This window comes from Solibacillus sp. (genome assembly GCF_040273735.1).
Classification (GTDB): Bacteria; Bacillota; Bacilli; order Bacillales_A; family Planococcaceae; genus Solibacillus.
On sequence record NZ_JBELZM010000001.1, the window covers coordinates 257,388 to 274,497 of the forward strand.

Consider the following 17,110-nt stretch of genomic DNA (forward strand, 5'->3'; position numbering starts at 1 on the left):
CAAGATGAGATACTTATTTAGTGTAGATTTCGTCTAAAAAAATTAATAGATGAAAGATTTTACCAAAAATCTTTCATGTGTTAATTTTATAAAAATAATTTTAAAGATAAATAGCCTAAGGGAGTGAGTCTAGTGGAATACGTGATTGAAATGCTCGGGATCCGCAAAGAGTTCGGTAATTTCGTAGCAAACAACAATATCACCCTCCAGTTAAAAAAAGGCGAAATTCATGCACTACTAGGAGAAAACGGTGCAGGTAAATCGACTTTAATGAATGTACTTTTCGGTCTATATCAACCAGAAGCCGGAGAAATTAAAGTACGCGGAGAATCAGTAAAAATTACAGATCCAAACAAAGCAAATGATTTAGGAATCGGAATGGTACACCAGCACTTTATGCTTGTAGAAAACTTTACGGTTACGGAAAACATCATTTTAGGTAGCGAACCTACGAAATTGGGAGCTATCAACATAAAAGATGCCGCAAATGATATCGCTGCATTATCGAAGAAATACAACTTGGATGTGGATCCATATGCGAAAATTGAAGATATTTCTGTCGGAATGCAACAGCGTGTAGAAATTTTAAAAACATTATACCGTGGTGCGGAAATCCTAATTTTTGACGAGCCGACTGCATCATTAACACCACAAGAGATAACGGAATTAATGGCGATTTTAAAACTTCTGATTAAAGAAGGCAAATCGATTATCATCATTACGCATAAGCTGAAAGAAATTATGGAAGTATCTGACCGTGTAACGATTATCCGTAAAGGTGAAGGGGTTGGAACTGTCGTAACGAACGAAACAAACCCGGATCAGCTTGCGGAATTAATGGTAGGCCGACAAGTAGAGTTCAAAACAGAAAAAGGGGAAGCAAACCCTACTGAAGAAATCTTTAAAGTCGAAAACCTTGTTGTAACGGATTACCGAGACATCGAAAAAGTAAAAGGTCTGAATTTATCGATTCGCCGTGGTGAAATCGTTGGTATTGCAGGGATTGACGGAAATGGTCAATCAGAATTAATCGAAGCAATTACAGGATTGCGCAAAATTAAAAGCGGTAAAGTGACTTTAGGCGGCAAAGATATTACAGGCTTAAAACCGCGTGAAATTACGGAAACAGGTGTAGGACATATTCCTCAGGACCGTCACAAACACGGGCTTGTCCTGGATTTCCCTATTGGGCACAATATCGCACTACAAACTTACTATAAATCGCCAATTTCAAAAGGCATTATTATGGACTATAAAAAAATCAATGAAAAAGCACGCAAAATCATTGAAGAGTATGATGTTCGTACAGGTCAAGGCGAAATGACGCCTGCACGTGCGCTTTCAGGCGGTAACCAGCAGAAAGCGATTATCGGACGTGAAGTCGACCGTGATCCGGATCTGCTTATCGCAGCCCTTCCTACTCGTGGATTGGACGTAGGGGCAATTGAATTTATTCACTCTCGTCTAATCGAGCAACGTGATAAAGGAAAAGCCGTATTATTGATTTCGTTTGAATTAGATGAAGTTATGAACGTTTCCGACCGAATTGCCGTTATTTATGATGGGACAATCGTTGATACGGTTTATCCGAAGGAAACATCTGAACAAGAGCTGGGCTTATTGATGGCCGGTGAAAAACGTAAAGCAAAGGCAGTTAAGGAGGGGAACGAATAATGTCAAATCGAGTTGTGAATCTGCTCGTTCCACTCATCTCGGTAGTTTTAGGATTACTCGTTGGCGGTATCATCATGGTTGTCAGCGGCTATGATGCGATCGATGGGTATACAGCACTATGGAATGGTATTTTCGGAGATTCTTATTCTATCGGTAATACTATCCGTCAAATTACACCGTATATTTTAGCAGGTCTTGCGGTAGCATTTGCCTTCCGTACTGGATTATTCAACATCGGTGTTGAAGGTCAGCTGTTAATGGGTTGGCTTGCAGCGGCATATGTCGGTTATGCAATTGAAGGATTACCACGTATTATCCACTTGCCATTAGCATTACTTGCGGCAGCGGCAGCTGGTGCATTCTGGGCATTTATCGTCGGTTTCCTGAAAGCAAGACTTCAAGTACACGAAGTAATTGCTTCGATCATGTTAAACTACACAGCATTATATTTAACAAATGCTGCGATTAAATCATTATCAGACGGCGGTTTCAAAACGCCTACTGTATTAGAGTCAGCGACATTACGTAATCAATGGTTACGTGAAATTACGGACAATTCAAGTCTTCACTTAGGGATTATCGTGGCACTGATCATGGTAGTTGTCATGTGGTTCATTTTAGAAAAAACAACTCGCGGTTATGAGTTAAAAGCAGTAGGGTTCAACAAAAACGCTGCTGAATATGCGGGTATGAACGTAAACCGCAACATCATTTTAGCAATGACAATTTCCGGTGTATTCGCCGGTCTGGGCGGTGCGATGGAAGCGTTGGGAACATACCAAAACGCATCGATTAAAGCGGCAGCTTCAGGTATCGGATTCGACGGGATCGCCGTAGCATTACTAGGAGCGAACAATCCAATCGGTGTTTTCTTCGGGGCTTCATTATTCGGTTCCCTGAAATACGGTTCATTAAACATGCCGAACGAAGCAGGTATTCCGGAAGAAATCGTATCAATCATCATTGCAGTAATTATTTTATTCGTAGCTTCAGGCTATATTTTACGTGTTGGTTTACAGAAATTCGGAAAGAAAAAGGAGGGCAAGTAACATGAGCTTTTTAGAAGTGTTATACTTTATCGTCCCTTCTGCCCTTTTATACGCAACACCGCTTATTTTAACAGGTATCGGGGCTCTATTCTCGGAGCGTGCAGGGGTAATCGGTCTTGGTGTTGAAGGGTTAATGATTGTCGGTGCATTTACAGGTATTTATATCAACTTGGAATACTATGCTGACTTTGGGAAAAACGTCATTTGGCTGGCTTTATTGGCATCGTTGTTGGCAGGGGCAATTTTCTCGTTGATTATTGCGGTTGCAGCTGTAACGTTCCGTGCAGACCAAACTGTTACAGGTGTTGCACTGAACATGCTTGCTGCAGCGATTACAGTATTCTTAGTAAAATTAATTTACGGTAAAGGTCAAACGGATATGGTTTCAGCACCATTACAACGTTTTGAAATACCATATTTATCAGATATACCATTCTTAGGACCGCTATTGTTCCAAAATGTATACTCCACAACAATTATCGCATTGGTTGTTGCGGTAGGAGCATGGTTTGTTCTTTACAAAATGCCATTCGGTTTACGTATTCGATCAGTAGGCGAACATCCAATGGCAGCCGATACGATGGGGATTAACGTAGCAAAAATGCGTTATATCGGCGTTATGATTTCCGGTGCATTAGCAGGTGTTGGTGGTGCTTCATTGGCTATGACATCATCTGGTGATTTCTCTGGATCAACAGTAGCCGGACAAGGTTTCATTGCGATTGCCGCGATGATTTTCGGTAAATGGCATCCACTTGGTACACTAGGTGCTGCACTGTTCTTCGGATTAGCACAGACATTGAGTATCGGTGGCGGGAACATCCCATACATTCAAGAAATCCCACCAGTAATCCTGCAAGTCCTACCATACGTTCTGACAATCCTGGCATTAGCAGGCTTCGTAGGAAAAGCAGTAGCACCAAAAGCATCAGGCGTTCCATATATCAAAGGAAAACGCTAATTATAAAACCGTCTGTACAAAGTGGATTTGTACAGGCGGTTTTTTTGTTTCTATTGGAGGTGGGCGCGAAATTTATCAGCTGAGTTGCGGAGGAAATTAGAACATCTTGAAGGTAAAGTAGAAACTATTTAGGCTAAAGTGGAAACTATTCATGTAAAAGTAGAACGATTCGCCTGGAAAGTAGAAAGTCCGAATTTTATTAACCAAGTGGCTGAAGAAAGTAGAAAGTATTGAGGGGAAAGTAGAAAGATATACGGCTAAAGTGGGATGTATTAAAGAGAAAGTAAAAAGTTTTGGGGAAAAAGTGGAAACTACTTACGGAAAAGTAGAACGATTCGCCTGGAAAGTAGAAAATTCGTATTTTATTAGCCAAGTTACGTTAGTGCATGAACTTTGAAGTTAAAGGGAATAAAATTCAGCATAGCTTGACTCAAAATATAAAAGAAGCTCAAACCCCATACAAAAACTTAGTTGGAGCCACACCCCCAGATTAAAAGGAACGAATGCTAAGAGCGTCATATCGTGTGACAACGCATTCGTGACCAACATCGTGTTGGCCTCCCGGAACGCAGCACAACGGAACCATTTAAGAAAAGCAGCTTCTAGAAATTTTATTAGAAAATGAATTTTTTTATTTTTTAACACCTTCAAACTTTTCATTCATAAATGTCACGAATTAGGGAACACTTAGTACGGATAATAATTTTGCACAAATCTAGGCAACACATGTATAGTAGAGAAGAAGCATTTATATTTATATTCACGAGGTAGTCAGGAGGAGTTTTTTTGTTTTTAACAACAGAAATTGCGAAAGGTGTTTCGCTTCATATACGACAAACCGCCCAATTTAAAACGGTGAACTTTTCGATTAAATGGAGAGCACCATTAAATGAAGAAACAGCGGCAAAGCGTACAGTATTATCGAATGTCCTGCAGCACAGCAACGAAAAATTTCCAACATCGGCAAGTTACCGCAGCTATTTAGATGACCTTTTCGGCACAGTATTGTACTTTGACACAGCAAAGCGCGGTCAGGAACATACAGTACTATTAAATGTCGAAACAGTAAACGACCAATATTTATCGCATGGCAATGTATTAAATGAAGTAATCGACCTGATCCAGGAAGCGATCTTCAAACCAAACTTCGAAAACGGCGTATTTAAAGAATCAATTGTGAACCGTGAAAAAGAAATGGTCATCCAACGTATCCAATCTATTTTTGATGACAAGTCACGCTACGCACAAAAACGTTTAACAGAAATCATCCGTCCAAACAGCGCAGCATCATTTTCTGCAAACGGAAATATCGAAGCCGTAAAGGCAATTACACCACAATCATTGACAAAAACTTATGAAGATATGCTAGCAAATGATGTCATTGATATTTACGTTGTCGGTGATATTAACGTAAAAGAAATGACAGAGCAGTTAAAAGCTGCATTCAAATTTGCTGACCGCAATGCACCACAAAAGACAAAAGAAGATACAGCTCCTGCAAACATTGAACCGTACACGAAAGAAACGCAGGAAATGAAACAAGGGAAACTGCATATCGGCTACTCGACACCAGTTCGATTTGGCGATAAAGATTTCCCGATCATGCAAATTTTCAACGGTATTTTTGGCGGGTATGCCCATTCAAAATTATTTATGAATGTCCGTGAAAAAGAAAGTTTAGCTTATTATGCATCAAGCTCTTATTCTTCACAATACGGATTACTGTTTGTCGTATCAGGTATTGAGCCGGCAAATGAAGAAAAGGCACGCCAATTAATTGCAGAACAGTTAAAAGTGATGCAAAATGGGGAAATTACTGATTTAGAATTGGCGCAAACGAAGGCGATGCTTATTAACCAGTTAAAAGAAGCATTGGATTCACCTCGTGGCCAAATTGAAATTTTTGACCAATACAAAGCATTAGACGAACCGTTTACTTTAGATACGTGGACTGCACGCTGGCAATCTGTGTCAAAAGAAGATGTGCAAAAAGTGGCACAGGATATTAAATTAGAAGCAACGTATTTCTTATGCGGTAAGGGGGAGTAATCCATGGAAACAATTGAATTCCAGCAACTAGATGAAACATTATATTACAAACAGCTAAACAATGGATTAGACGTATACATTTTGCCGAAAAAAGGCTTTTCAAAAACATTTGTGACATTCACAACGAAATATGGTTCGATTGACCGTACATTCGTACCGATCGGAGAAACAGAGCCGATTACTGTTCCGGACGGGATTGCCCACTTTTTAGAGCATAAAATGTTCGAAAAAGAAGACGGGGATGTCTTCCAAAAATTCAGTGAAGTAGGCGCGCAGGCGAATGCGTTCACATCTTTTACCCGCACAGCGTACCTGTTCTCCGCAACAGACCATATTTATAAAAGTACGGAAACATTATTGAATTTCGTACAGGAGCCGTACTTCACGGAAGAAACGGTAAATAAAGAAAAAGGCATTATCGGACAGGAAATTACGATGTACGATGATCAGCCGGATTGGCGTTTATATTTTGGTGCGATTGAAAATATGTACCATAACCACCCGGTGAAAATTGATATTGCCGGCACAATCGATTCAATTGACGGCATTACAGCCGAGCATTTATATACTTGCTACAACACGTTTTATCACCCATCGAACATGCTATTGTTCGTAATTGGTGCAGTAGATCCTGTTGAAATGATGGCATTTATTGAAGATAACCAGAACAAAAAGACATTCCAGGAGCCGACAGACTTAAAACGCTTATTTGATGAAGAACCAACAAATGTAGCGGAAAAAGAGCGTGTGCTTCATATGGATGTGCAAAAGCCAAAAGTATATGTTGGTTTAAAAGCGAAGCAAGTTGGTTTAAGCGGCGAAGAAATGCTGAAGCACGAGCTTGCCGTTCAGATCGGTGTTGAATGTTTATTCGGTCGCGCTTCATCATTCTACACAGATGTATATGAAAACGGCTTAATCGATGAATCATACGGCTATGATTTCTCATTGGAAAACGGCTACGGGTTTGCACTAATCGGCTCGGATTCAGAACAGCCCGAACAGCTTGCCAAATTGATTAAAGAGAAGCTGGCAGAAACAGAGCAAGGAAACTTGTTCACTTCTGAAGATGTAGAACGTATTAAACGAAAAAAAATCGGTTTCTTCCTGCGTGCACTGAATTCCATCGAATTTATCGCCAACCAGTTTACACGTTACAAATTCAATGATATGAATTTATTCGACGTAGTACCGGTACTGGAGACGATTACAGTGGAAGATATCCAAAAAGCATTTAAAACAATTCAAGGTGAAGAACAACAAACGGTGTTTACAATCATGCCGGTTAGCGGGCGCGATCAAAAATGAAGAAGTTTGCATTAGTTTGCGGAGCTTCCGGTGCGATTGGGCAAGCGATTTGCCAGCAGTTAGCACAGGATGGCTGGTCACTCTATCTGCATTATCATACTGGGCATACTGTCATTGACAGTATGCTCCAGGTGTTTACCGAGAACTTTCCGGATCAGGAGTTTATCCCGGTAAAAGCCGATTTCAGCAGTGACACAGGGGCGGAGCAAATTGCCGCCCAAATTTATTCATTGCAGGCGATCGTTTTTGCAAACGGCCATGCATTTTATGATTTACTGGAAAACACACCTGCAGAGGAAATGACCAAACTTTGGCACGTCCATGTACAAAATCCGATGCGGACGACGGCACTGCTCGCGGGCAAATTACGAGCGAACAAAGTCAGCTATGTGCTTGTGATTGGTTCGATCTGGGGAGACGTCGGAGCAGCAGGCGAAGTTGCCTACTCAGCTGTAAAAGGCGCCCAGCATAGCTTCGTGAAAGCATACTCGCAGGAAGCGGCGTTTAGCGGCATTCGTGTTAATGCCATTGCACCTGGAATTATTAATACAAAGATGAACGCAAAGTTTGATGTCGAAGAGCGTGAAATGATCGAAAGCCAAATTCCTTTGCAATCATTTGGAGAAGCGCTCGATATTGCGAATATGGCAGCTTTTTATTTAAGCGGACGCGCAGATTATGTAACAGGACAAATAATTCGAGTTAATGGCGGCTGGTACATATAATTTCCTGATATCCGCACATACTATTTGTGCGAGAGGAGGGAAAGCAAATGGGACTTTTACAAAACTGGGAACAATGGACAAGCTTCTTAGGTAAGCAAGTATCTGATGCAAAAGAAAGCGGCATGCCTAATAAAATGATTGAGAAGGCCGCAGTTCAGATTGGCGAGTATCTTGCGAAAAACGTTGACCCACAAAACGAGCAAGAGCGCGTGTTATCAGATTTATGGTCTGTTGCCGAAAAGGACGAAAAGCAAGCGATTGCAAGCTGTATTATGAAGCTCGTTCAAACTAAAACAACTCACTAATTAGTTTTACGGAAAAAATGCCGCTCACTGCATAAGTGAGCGGCATTTTTTCATGTATGCGAAAGTGGCGGAATAAGCTCTCTGAATTGATGAATGGTCAAAACTGGCGAATATCTCTATAAAAGTGACCATTAAAATTTACCCTACATAAAAAGTAGTAATTATTCCATACATATTGGCGATTAACTTAATAAAAACGTCTAACTAAATCCCCCTTCTGGTAAACAAAATTACCTTGCATCATTTTCTATTAGTACCAATCTTGAACTGTAAATGCACGATTGACCAACATTGATACTTCTAGAACGTGTTTTTCAAAAATTATTTCAAGAAAACTAACAAAAACGTGGCTTTCTAACTTTTCAATAGGTAGAAAATCCGCTATGATGGAACTTGTAAGAAATAAATACGTTTCTATTATGAGGGGACAGATACAAAATGGGCGAATGGTATTTTGAATATGAAATTCAAGTGAATCGACCAGGTTTATTAGGAGATATTGCATCGCTATTAGGAATGCTTCGCGTTAATATTGTCTCGATTAACGGTGTGGATGAGGAGCATCGGGGAATGCTGTTATCTACAGAGAACGAAGAATCTATCCAGCGTTTTATTTCAATCGTCTCAACAATGGAAAATATTAATGTAACAAGATTTCGTGAGCCAAAGCTGCGTGATCGGTTGGCTGTTCGGCACGGGCATTATATACCGAAAGATGCGGATGAAAAAAATACATTCCGGTTCGTACGTGACGAATTAGGAATTTTAGTTGATTTTATGGCCGAATTATTTAAAAAGGAAGGGCATAAATTAATTGGGATCCGTGGAATGCCGCGTGTAGGAAAAACAGAGTCAATCGTTGCTGCAAGTGTGTGCGCGAATAAAAAATGGATTTTCATCTCTTCTACTATGATTAAGCAAACCGTCCGCAATACATTAATGGGCGATGAGTTTAATGGGAATAATATTTTTATATTGGACGGTGCCGTGACACGTCGCTCTACGGATGAACGCCACCAGCAGTTAGTTCGGGAAATCATGGGTATGCCGACGATTAAAGTCATTGAGCATCCAGATCTGTTCGTACAGCATTCATCATATAAAATAGAAGATTTTGACTATATTATCGAATTGCGCCATGAGCCGGATGAAGAAATAACATATGAAATTATCGAAAAGAATAATATGTTATCGAGTACAGACCATTTTGGCGGATTTGATTTTTAGTAAATAAGAGGGCTTTGTGCCAACTTTATTTGAATATATTAAAAGTAGGTGTTTTTTTTGACGGAACTAGGAGCTCGCTTGAAGGAAGCGAGATTAGCTAGAGGTTATAGTTTAGATGATTTGCAAAATATCACTAAAATCCAAAAACGTTATCTAATAGGAATCGAAGAAGGCAACTATACAATTATGCCTGGTTCTTTCTATGTACGTGCCTTCATTAAGCAGTATGCTGAAGCAGTTGGTTTAGATGCGGATGAAGTATTAACTGAGTATCGAAAAGATATTCCGGAAATGCAAAAAGAAGAAGTTGCGCAATCATTCACACAAAGTCCGAGTCGCCGCAATATGAAAGCGACATCGAGCAATAAGATGATGGAAGCAATGCCTAAATTAATCGTCGCATTATTTGCGATTGTCATTATTATTGTTATTACAACTTTATACATCCAAAAAACTGGCAGTGTGCCAGATGTAGTAGAAGAAGACAATAAACCGATTGAATACGAACAAAATCCAAATTCAACACCAACAAAACCTGTTGAAGACAGCGAAGAAAACACAGATGAAGATACTGAAGAAAACACTGAGCCTGAAGAACCTGTCACAGATGAGCCTGAAGTAGCCCAAACAATCAGTGAAGGTGTTGTACAAGGTGAAGATACAACGTTTGAAGTATCGGGAACAGACAGCTTAAATGTTCGTGTTGAAGTATCAGGTCAAACATGGGTTGGTATCCGAAACGAACAACAGCAGGAGCAAGTAAATGCAACGGTTTATAATGCTGGAGATATCGTAGAAAATGATTCAACTGCAGATGGCTATGCAAGAATTCGTTTAGGGAATTCAAAAGTGGCTAAAGTATATGTAAATGATGTAGAATTGACATACGCACAAGATCGTATGACGCAAAATATCATTTTAAAATTAGTGAATGAAGGACAAGGAGAGTAGTCATCTTAAAAGATGGCTCTTTTCTTTAGACGAAAGGTGTTAACAAATGAACATTCCAAATAAGATTACAGTCTCGCGCATTTTATTGATCCCACTATTTGTGATTGTAATGATGTTTGATTTCGGTTGGGGAAATATGACGCTGTTTGGCGCGGAAATGCAAGTGAACTATTTTGTCGGGGCACTGATATTTATTTTCGCTTCTGCAACGGACTGGGTAGATGGCTATTATGCCCGCAAATATAATCTAGTGACGAACTTAGGGAAGTTTTTGGACCCGCTTGCAGACAAGCTGCTCGTTTCCGCTGCCTTTATTTTATTGGTGGAAATCGACTTGGCACCTGCATGGATTGTCATTATCATTATTTCGCGTGAGTTCGCGGTAACGGGACTTCGATTAATTTTAGCAGGACAAGGGGAAGTCGTAGCGGCGAACCAGCTTGGTAAAATTAAAACTTGGGCTCAAATCGTGGCGATTTCTGCATTAATTTTACACAATACGATTTTTACATTAGTTGGCATACCTTTTGATATGATTATGCTTTATGTAGCATTATTCTTTACAGTATGGTCTGGATGGGATTATTTCTATTTAAACCGTCGTGCATTATTGGATTCAAAATAAATAAAATTTCTAAAACTAGGTTAGAATTTCTTTTAGGATAGGTAATAGTAATAAGTATCCATAAAAGATAGAACAGGACTCGTGCATGAGAGGAATGTTTTTCTAATCTAGTTTTCTTTATTCTTACAGCAGTTGCCAAAACAACTGCTGTAAAAAAAGCCTCTGGCAGATGTCACAGATTTTCTTAAGGAAAGGAAGTCAGCCTACAACGGTTGCTTCGTGCGACAACGGCTGACTGACCCACATCCTGTGGGCCTGAATTACGCCAAGGTGAAATTGATCTATAGGGGGTTTTAGGAATGAATGCAGAAATTATAGCGGTAGGATCGGAATTACTATTAGGACAAATCGCCAACACGAACGCAAAATTTATATCGAGCCAGCTTTCTGAACTTGGCATTAATGTTTATTATCATACAGTTGTAGGGGATAACGAGGCGAGGCTTTTAGAGGCGATCAAAATTGCGGAACAGCGTGCGGATATTATAATCTTCTCAGGTGGTCTAGGTCCGACAAAGGATGATTTAACGAAGGAAGCGATTGCGAAGCATTTAAATCGTACGTTAGTGTTTGATGAAACGGCGCTGTTTGCAATTGAAGAATTCTTCTCGAAGCAAAGACGACCGATGACGGAAAACAACCGGAAACAGGCGCTTGTACTGGATGGCTGTGATGTATTGCTGAACCAGCACGGTATGGCACCGGGAATGTTTTTGGAGGAAAATGACCGTATTTATATTTTACTGCCAGGTCCGCCGAAAGAGCTTGAGCCGATGTTCCAATATGAAACGAAGCCGAAACTTGCGGCGCTTCTGCATGACGGCGGCGTTATTTTATCGCATGTACTACGTTTTTACGGTATCGGCGAAGCAGATCTGGAAACCCGCATACAGAACATTTTGGATGAACAGACAAATCCAACCGTTGCCCCGCTTGCTTCAGATGGTGAAGTAACATTGCGCATTACGGCAAAAGCGCAAAACGAGCCACAGGCATTCCGTCTTATTGAATTGAAGAAACGTGAAATTCTCGATATTGTCGGAGAATACTATTACGGGGTAAATGATGAATCATTAGGATTCAAGCTTGTACAAATGCTTCTTGAGAATGAGTTAACGGTTTCCGCTGCCGAAAGTTTAACGGCCGGTCTGTTCCAGTCGGAGCTGGCGGAAGTTCCAGGTGTCGGGTCCGCATTAATCGGCGGTGTCGTAACGTATACGAAAGAAGCGAAAATCCAACACCTCGGTATTTCCGGTGACCTGCTTGATGAATATGGTATCGTCAGCAGTGAATGTGCTGCCGCAATGGCGACACAAGTCCGTGAAAAGTTCGGTACAGATATCGGTGTCGGGCTGACGGGTGCAGCAGGACCAGGCGATCACGACGGACAGCCTGCAGGATCAATCTGGGTTGGTATTAAGATTGGCGACACAGAGCCATTAACGTACCGACTGCAGTTAACCGGCTCAAGAAATACAAACCGGATTCGCGCGGTGAAGTTTACGTTCAGCTATTTAATGAGAGAATTAGCGAATCAAGGTTACAAAAAGCTGATTTAATTGTCGGTTTCTTTTGATAAAGGCGATTTGATTACTGATTTAAAGGTATTTAGAAACATTCAAAGAAAAAGCGAAAATATGTTCGCTTTTTTCTTGAATGTTATCTCATTAGCAAGTATAATAGAGACATAAGTTAAATAAAGCTTTTTCTTAAGGAGGAAATAGTTTGAGCGATCGTAAAGCAGCATTAGATATGGCGTTAAAACAAATAGAAAAACAATTCGGTAAAGGTTCTGTCATGAAGTTAGGTGAGAACTCGAACAACAAAATCGATACAACTTCATCAGGTTCTATCGCAATTGATGCAGCATTAGGTATAGGCGGATACCCGCGCGGACGTATTGTAGAAGTTTACGGACCAGAATCATCTGGTAAAACAACAGTTACATTACATGCCATTGCAGAAATACAGGCTAACGGCGGTACAGCAGCATTTATCGATGCTGAGCACGCACTTGACCCGGTATATGCACAAAAATTGGGTGTTAACATTGACGAATTATTATTATCACAGCCGGATACAGGTGAACAAGCACTTGAAATCGCGGAAGCATTAGTACGTTCTGGTGCGATCGATATTATCGTAATCGACTCTGTAGCAGCATTAGTACCAAAAGCAGAGATCGAAGGCGAAATGGGTGACTCGCACATGGGTCTTCAAGCACGTCTAATGTCTCAGGCATTACGTAAATTATCAGGTGTTATCAACAAATCGAATACGCTTGCTATTTTCATCAACCAAGTACGTGAAAAAATCGGTGTTATGTTCGGTAACCCGGAAACAACTACAGGTGGACGTGCCCTTAAATTCTACTCTTCTATCCGTTTAGAAGTGCGTCGTGGTGAAGCGATTAAGCAAGGTACAGAAATTATCGGTAACAAAACGAAAATCAAAGTTGTAAAAAATAAAGTAGCGCCACCATTCCGTACAGCGGAAGTTGATATTATGTACGGTGAAGGGATTTCAAAAGAAGGTGAAATCGTCGACATCGGTGCAGAACTGGACATCATCCAGAAGAGCGGTTCTTGGTATTCTTACAACAGCGAACGAATTGGCCAAGGTCGTGAAAATGTAAAACAATTCTTCAAAGAAAACCCTGCAATGAAAGAAGAAGTAACAGAAAAAATTCGTCAACACTTCGGTATCGGCGAACTAGGCTACACAATCGGCGCCAACGATACAACTGACGAAGAAGAACTGGACGAACTAGAATTATTCGAAGACGAAAAAGAATAATGTTACAGACCCAAGCGAAGTAGTTTGCTTGGGTTTTTGTATTTGTTGGGGGTATGGATGGGGGAGCTGTTTAGGTATAGGGGCGCGGACTTTGGTCAAAGTACCTGCGGGTGAGGTAATCTGTGATTTTATTAGAACAAACATGGGGTTTATTAGAAGAAGTCTGAGTGATATTAGAAGATTAGGAGCAGATAATAGAAGATGGGACGGACTTGGCCCATTTTGACTGAATTTTGCTAGAGAAATTCGGTGAAAAAGTACAGCAAGAACTTTAATTAGAACAAACTTTACGATATTAGAAAATCTCCACCTGATATTAGAAGATTTGAAGACGATATTTGAAATTCGGGACCACTTATTAGAAGAAGTGCTGAATATATTAGAAAATCGAAAGTTTATTAGCACAATTAAAAATATATTAGAACATTTTATAATTTATTAGAACTTCCAGCGGCCAGCCCCGCCTCAATTGGGTATCTCCTGGAAAATTAGGGTATACTAGAACAACAGGGCCCGGGTACTCTATACTATGATACCGAACCCTATTTAGAAAATTTTAGGGTATACTAAACCTATCGCTTCTACCAATACAACTCACCCAAAAAATATAAAAAACCCCATAAACCATGGCTATTCTTGACATACCTAATTTTGAACTATACAATTAAAATGTATAATTTCTAAATTTTGAAATGAATAGGCGGTATGTTTGAACAATTCAGATATATTTAGCCGAATAAGAGAACATCAGACATATATAGGCATAGGAGGGAAACGATATTATGGAAATGATACTCCCTGCTTTGCTAGGATTCGCTGTCGGTGTCGCTGTTATCTATTTCTACATGAAAAACGTGAATGAATCAAAAGTGACTGGTGCAAAGCATGTTGCCGAACAAATCGTGGAAGACGCGAAACGTGAAGCAGATGCACTTAAAAAGGAAGCACTGCTTGAAGCAAAGGATGAAACTCACAAATTTCGAACTGAAGCGGAAAATGACATTCGTGACCGTCGTGGAGAGCTTCAGAAACAAGAGAACCGTTTATTGCAAAGAGAAGAAAACCTTGACCGCAAAGATGATACTCTGAACAAAAGAGAGATAAGCTTAGAGCGTAAAGAAGAAGCTCTGGCTAGCAGACAACAGCATATTGAACAGATGGAAAGCAAAGTAGAACAACTTGTTGCAAGTCAAAAAACTGAGCTTGAGCGCATTGCAGCTCTGACGCGCGAAGAAGCGAAAGAGGTTATCTTGAAGGAAGTTGAAAACGAACTTTCTACAGATATCGCTGTAATGACGAAAGAATCAGAATTGCGTGCAAAAGAAGAATCAGACAAAAAGGCTCGAGAAATTTTATCACTTGCATTACAACGCTTTGCAGCCGACCATGTTGCAGAAACAACAGTTTCCGTTGTAAATCTGCCAAATGATGAGATGAAAGGCCGCATCATTGGTCGTGAAGGCCGTAACATTCGTACTTTAGAGACGCTTACAGGTATCGATCTGATTATTGATGATACGCCTGAAGCAGTTATTTTATCCGGCTTTGATCCGATCCGCCGTGAAACAGCTCGTCTTGCATTGGAAAAACTAGTTCAAGATGGTCGTATTCACCCCGCACGTATCGAAGAAATGGTAGAAAAATCTCGCCGTGAAGTGGATGAGCAAATCCGTGAAACGGGTGAGCAAACAACATTCGAAGTAGGTATTCATAACCTGCATCCGGATTTAATGAAGATCCTTGGTCGTATGAAATACCGTACAAGCTATGGTCAAAATGTGTTGAAACATTCAATCGAAGTAGCCCACTTAGCAGGATTACTTGCAGCTGAACTAGGTGAAGATGTGACATTAGCGCGTCGTGCAGGTTTACTGCATGATATCGGTAAAGCAATTGACCATGAAGTCGAAGGAAGCCACGTTGAAATTGGTGTGGAACTGGCAACGAAGTATAAAGAACATCCAGTTGTTATTAACTCAATTGCATCCCACCACGGTGACACAGAAGCAACTTCAGTTATTGCCGTACTTGTAGCAGCAGCCGATGCATTATCAGCAGCCCGCCCAGGTGCCCGCAGTGAAACATTAGAAAACTATATTCGCCGCCTTGAAAAGCTGGAAGAAATTTCGGAAAGCTATGACGGCGTTGAAAAATCATTCGCGATCCAAGCAGGTCGTGAAGTACGTATCATCGTACAACCTGAAAAAATCGACGATCTAGCATCTCATCGTTTAGCGCGAGATATCCGCAAACGCATTGAAGAAGAACTCGATTATCCAGGTCACATCAAAGTGACAGTTATTCGTGAAACACGTTCAGTGGAGTATGCGAAATAATAATATTTTATATTTATCAAAAAACCCCATTTCGTAGGAGCTAATCTATGATATGGGGTTTTTATTATTAAATAAAATTGCTATATTATTCATTTTCATTATAGAATGAAATTAGTTTTACAAATAATGGTTTTTATAATGCAAAATGTAAATTATAAAAAATATTAATAACATAAATTCCATAGGCAACTAGGCTATTTAAAGTGTAATTATTAAGTGCAGTTCTATGTGCTTGAAGATGTTCTCCCTATATTAAATATTTGAAAGAGGGAAATGAAGATGATCGATATCCATAGCCATATTTTATTTGGTGTAGATGATGGTCCAAAGGAATTGCAAAATACACTTGAAATGTTGCAAAAAGCTGTCGATGAAGGAATAACAGCAATAATAGCAACATCACATAGTTTCCATCCTCAATACCATGTACCACCAGAAGCGGTGCATAAACAAATTTCGATTATAGAGCAACAGGTAAGCAGATTTAATATTCCTTTAAAAATCTATGCTGGACAAGAAGTGCGCTTAGTTGGAAATCTTTTCAAATTAATAGATGAAAAGAAAACTTTGTCCCTTGCAAATTCAAAATATATGCTTATTGAATTACCGTCCAACACTATCCCTTTCTATACAAAAGAAATTATTATTAAGCTTAAATTAAAAGGAATAACCCCAATTATAGCGCACCCCGAGCGTAATAAAATAGTTGCAGAACGTCCAAGCAAGTTAGAAGAGTTAGTGAGGGAAGGGGCAATGACGCAAATTACTGCTGGAAGTCTGGCAGGACAATTTGGAAAAAAGATTCAAAAACTTTCATTGGATTTAGTGAAAGCCAACTTAATCCATACTTATGGTTCTGATGTCCATAACCTTACTACAAGACCATTCCTCTTTAATGAAGGATTATCTTTTTTAGAGAAAAAGAAACAACTACATGCAGTTGAGCTATTTTTAGAAAACAATGCCCGAATAATTGAAAATAAAGATTTTATATTATATGAACCTGAAGAACTACCCTTAAAAAAATCCTGGCAAATTTTTTAATTTATATAACTTACCGCTTACTGCCTGTTCTGTTCTGCTGAAAATATATTCAAGCAATAC

The 17,110-nt window shown here is 39.9% G+C and carries 14 protein-coding genes; all 14 read left to right on the plus strand.

Features of this window, described 5'->3' with window-relative positions:
- Window positions 1-132 precede the first annotated feature (132 nt).
- The 14 genes from ABS917_RS01280 to ABS917_RS01345 all read left to right on the plus strand — a co-directional run bounded on the left by ABS917_RS01280 (window position 133) and on the right by ABS917_RS01345 (window position 17,050).
- Window positions 133-1,674, plus strand: a complete 1,542-nt coding sequence (locus tag ABS917_RS01280; protein WP_350477308.1) for an ABC transporter ATP-binding protein — start codon at window positions 133-135, stop codon at window positions 1,672-1,674.
- Window positions 1,674-2,723 (plus strand): ABC transporter permease, encoded by a 1,050-nt coding sequence (locus ABS917_RS01285; RefSeq protein WP_350477309.1) that lies wholly within the window; start codon window positions 1,674-1,676, stop codon window positions 2,721-2,723. Before ABS917_RS01280 ends, ABS917_RS01285 begins: the two co-directional genes overlap by 1 nt.
- 1 nt (window position 2,724) lies before the next feature.
- On the plus strand, window positions 2,725-3,684 hold the full coding sequence (locus ABS917_RS01290) for an ABC transporter permease (RefSeq protein WP_350477310.1): 960 nt from the start codon (window positions 2,725-2,727) through the stop codon (window positions 3,682-3,684).
- Between the two features lie 786 nt (window positions 3,685-4,470).
- Window positions 4,471-5,733 (plus strand): EF-P 5-aminopentanol modification-associated protein YfmF, encoded by a 1,263-nt coding sequence (yfmF, locus tag ABS917_RS01295; protein ID WP_350477311.1) that lies wholly within the window; start codon window positions 4,471-4,473, stop codon window positions 5,731-5,733.
- Window positions 5,734-5,736: 3 nt separating this feature from the next.
- Entirely contained in the window at window positions 5,737-7,041 is a 1,305-nt protein-coding gene (gene yfmH / locus ABS917_RS01300) for an EF-P 5-aminopentanol modification-associated protein YfmH (RefSeq protein ID WP_350477312.1), read from the plus strand.
- Entirely contained in the window at window positions 7,038-7,766 is a 729-nt protein-coding gene (gene ymfI, locus ABS917_RS01305) for an elongation factor P 5-aminopentanone reductase (RefSeq protein WP_350477313.1), read from the plus strand. Before yfmH ends, ymfI begins: the two co-directional genes overlap by 4 nt.
- A gap of 47 nt (window positions 7,767-7,813) precedes the next feature.
- Window positions 7,814-8,071: a DUF3243 domain-containing protein gene (locus ABS917_RS01310; protein ID WP_350477314.1), complete on the plus strand. Its 258-nt coding sequence runs from the start codon at window positions 7,814-7,816 to the stop codon at window positions 8,069-8,071.
- 438 nt (window positions 8,072-8,509) lie between these two features.
- Complete coding sequence (locus ABS917_RS01315; RefSeq protein ID WP_079525352.1) at window positions 8,510-9,298, plus strand: DUF3388 domain-containing protein; 789 nt, start codon at window positions 8,510-8,512, stop codon at window positions 9,296-9,298.
- Window positions 9,299-9,346: 48 nt separating this feature from the next.
- The gene (locus ABS917_RS01320) at window positions 9,347-10,249 is read left to right on the plus strand and encodes a helix-turn-helix domain-containing protein (protein ID WP_350477315.1); all 903 of its coding nucleotides are present in this window, start codon (window positions 9,347-9,349) and stop codon (window positions 10,247-10,249) included.
- A gap of 46 nt (window positions 10,250-10,295) precedes the next feature.
- Window positions 10,296-10,874 (plus strand): CDP-diacylglycerol--glycerol-3-phosphate 3-phosphatidyltransferase, encoded by a 579-nt coding sequence (pgsA, locus tag ABS917_RS01325; RefSeq protein ID WP_350477316.1) that lies wholly within the window; start codon window positions 10,296-10,298, stop codon window positions 10,872-10,874.
- Window positions 10,875-11,173: 299 nt separating this feature from the next.
- On the plus strand, window positions 11,174-12,433 hold the full coding sequence (locus tag ABS917_RS01330) for a competence/damage-inducible protein A (protein WP_350477317.1): 1,260 nt from the start codon (window positions 11,174-11,176) through the stop codon (window positions 12,431-12,433).
- A gap of 166 nt (window positions 12,434-12,599) precedes the next feature.
- Entirely contained in the window at window positions 12,600-13,670 is a 1,071-nt protein-coding gene (recA, locus tag ABS917_RS01335) for a recombinase RecA (RefSeq protein WP_350477318.1), read from the plus strand.
- A 782-nt stretch (window positions 13,671-14,452) separates the two neighbouring features.
- Complete coding sequence (gene rny / locus ABS917_RS01340; protein WP_079525364.1) at window positions 14,453-16,006, plus strand: ribonuclease Y; 1,554 nt, start codon at window positions 14,453-14,455, stop codon at window positions 16,004-16,006.
- A gap of 279 nt (window positions 16,007-16,285) precedes the next feature.
- Window positions 16,286-17,050, plus strand: a complete 765-nt coding sequence (locus ABS917_RS01345; RefSeq protein ID WP_350477319.1) for a tyrosine-protein phosphatase — start codon at window positions 16,286-16,288, stop codon at window positions 17,048-17,050.
- Window positions 17,051-17,110: the final 60 nt, after the last annotated feature.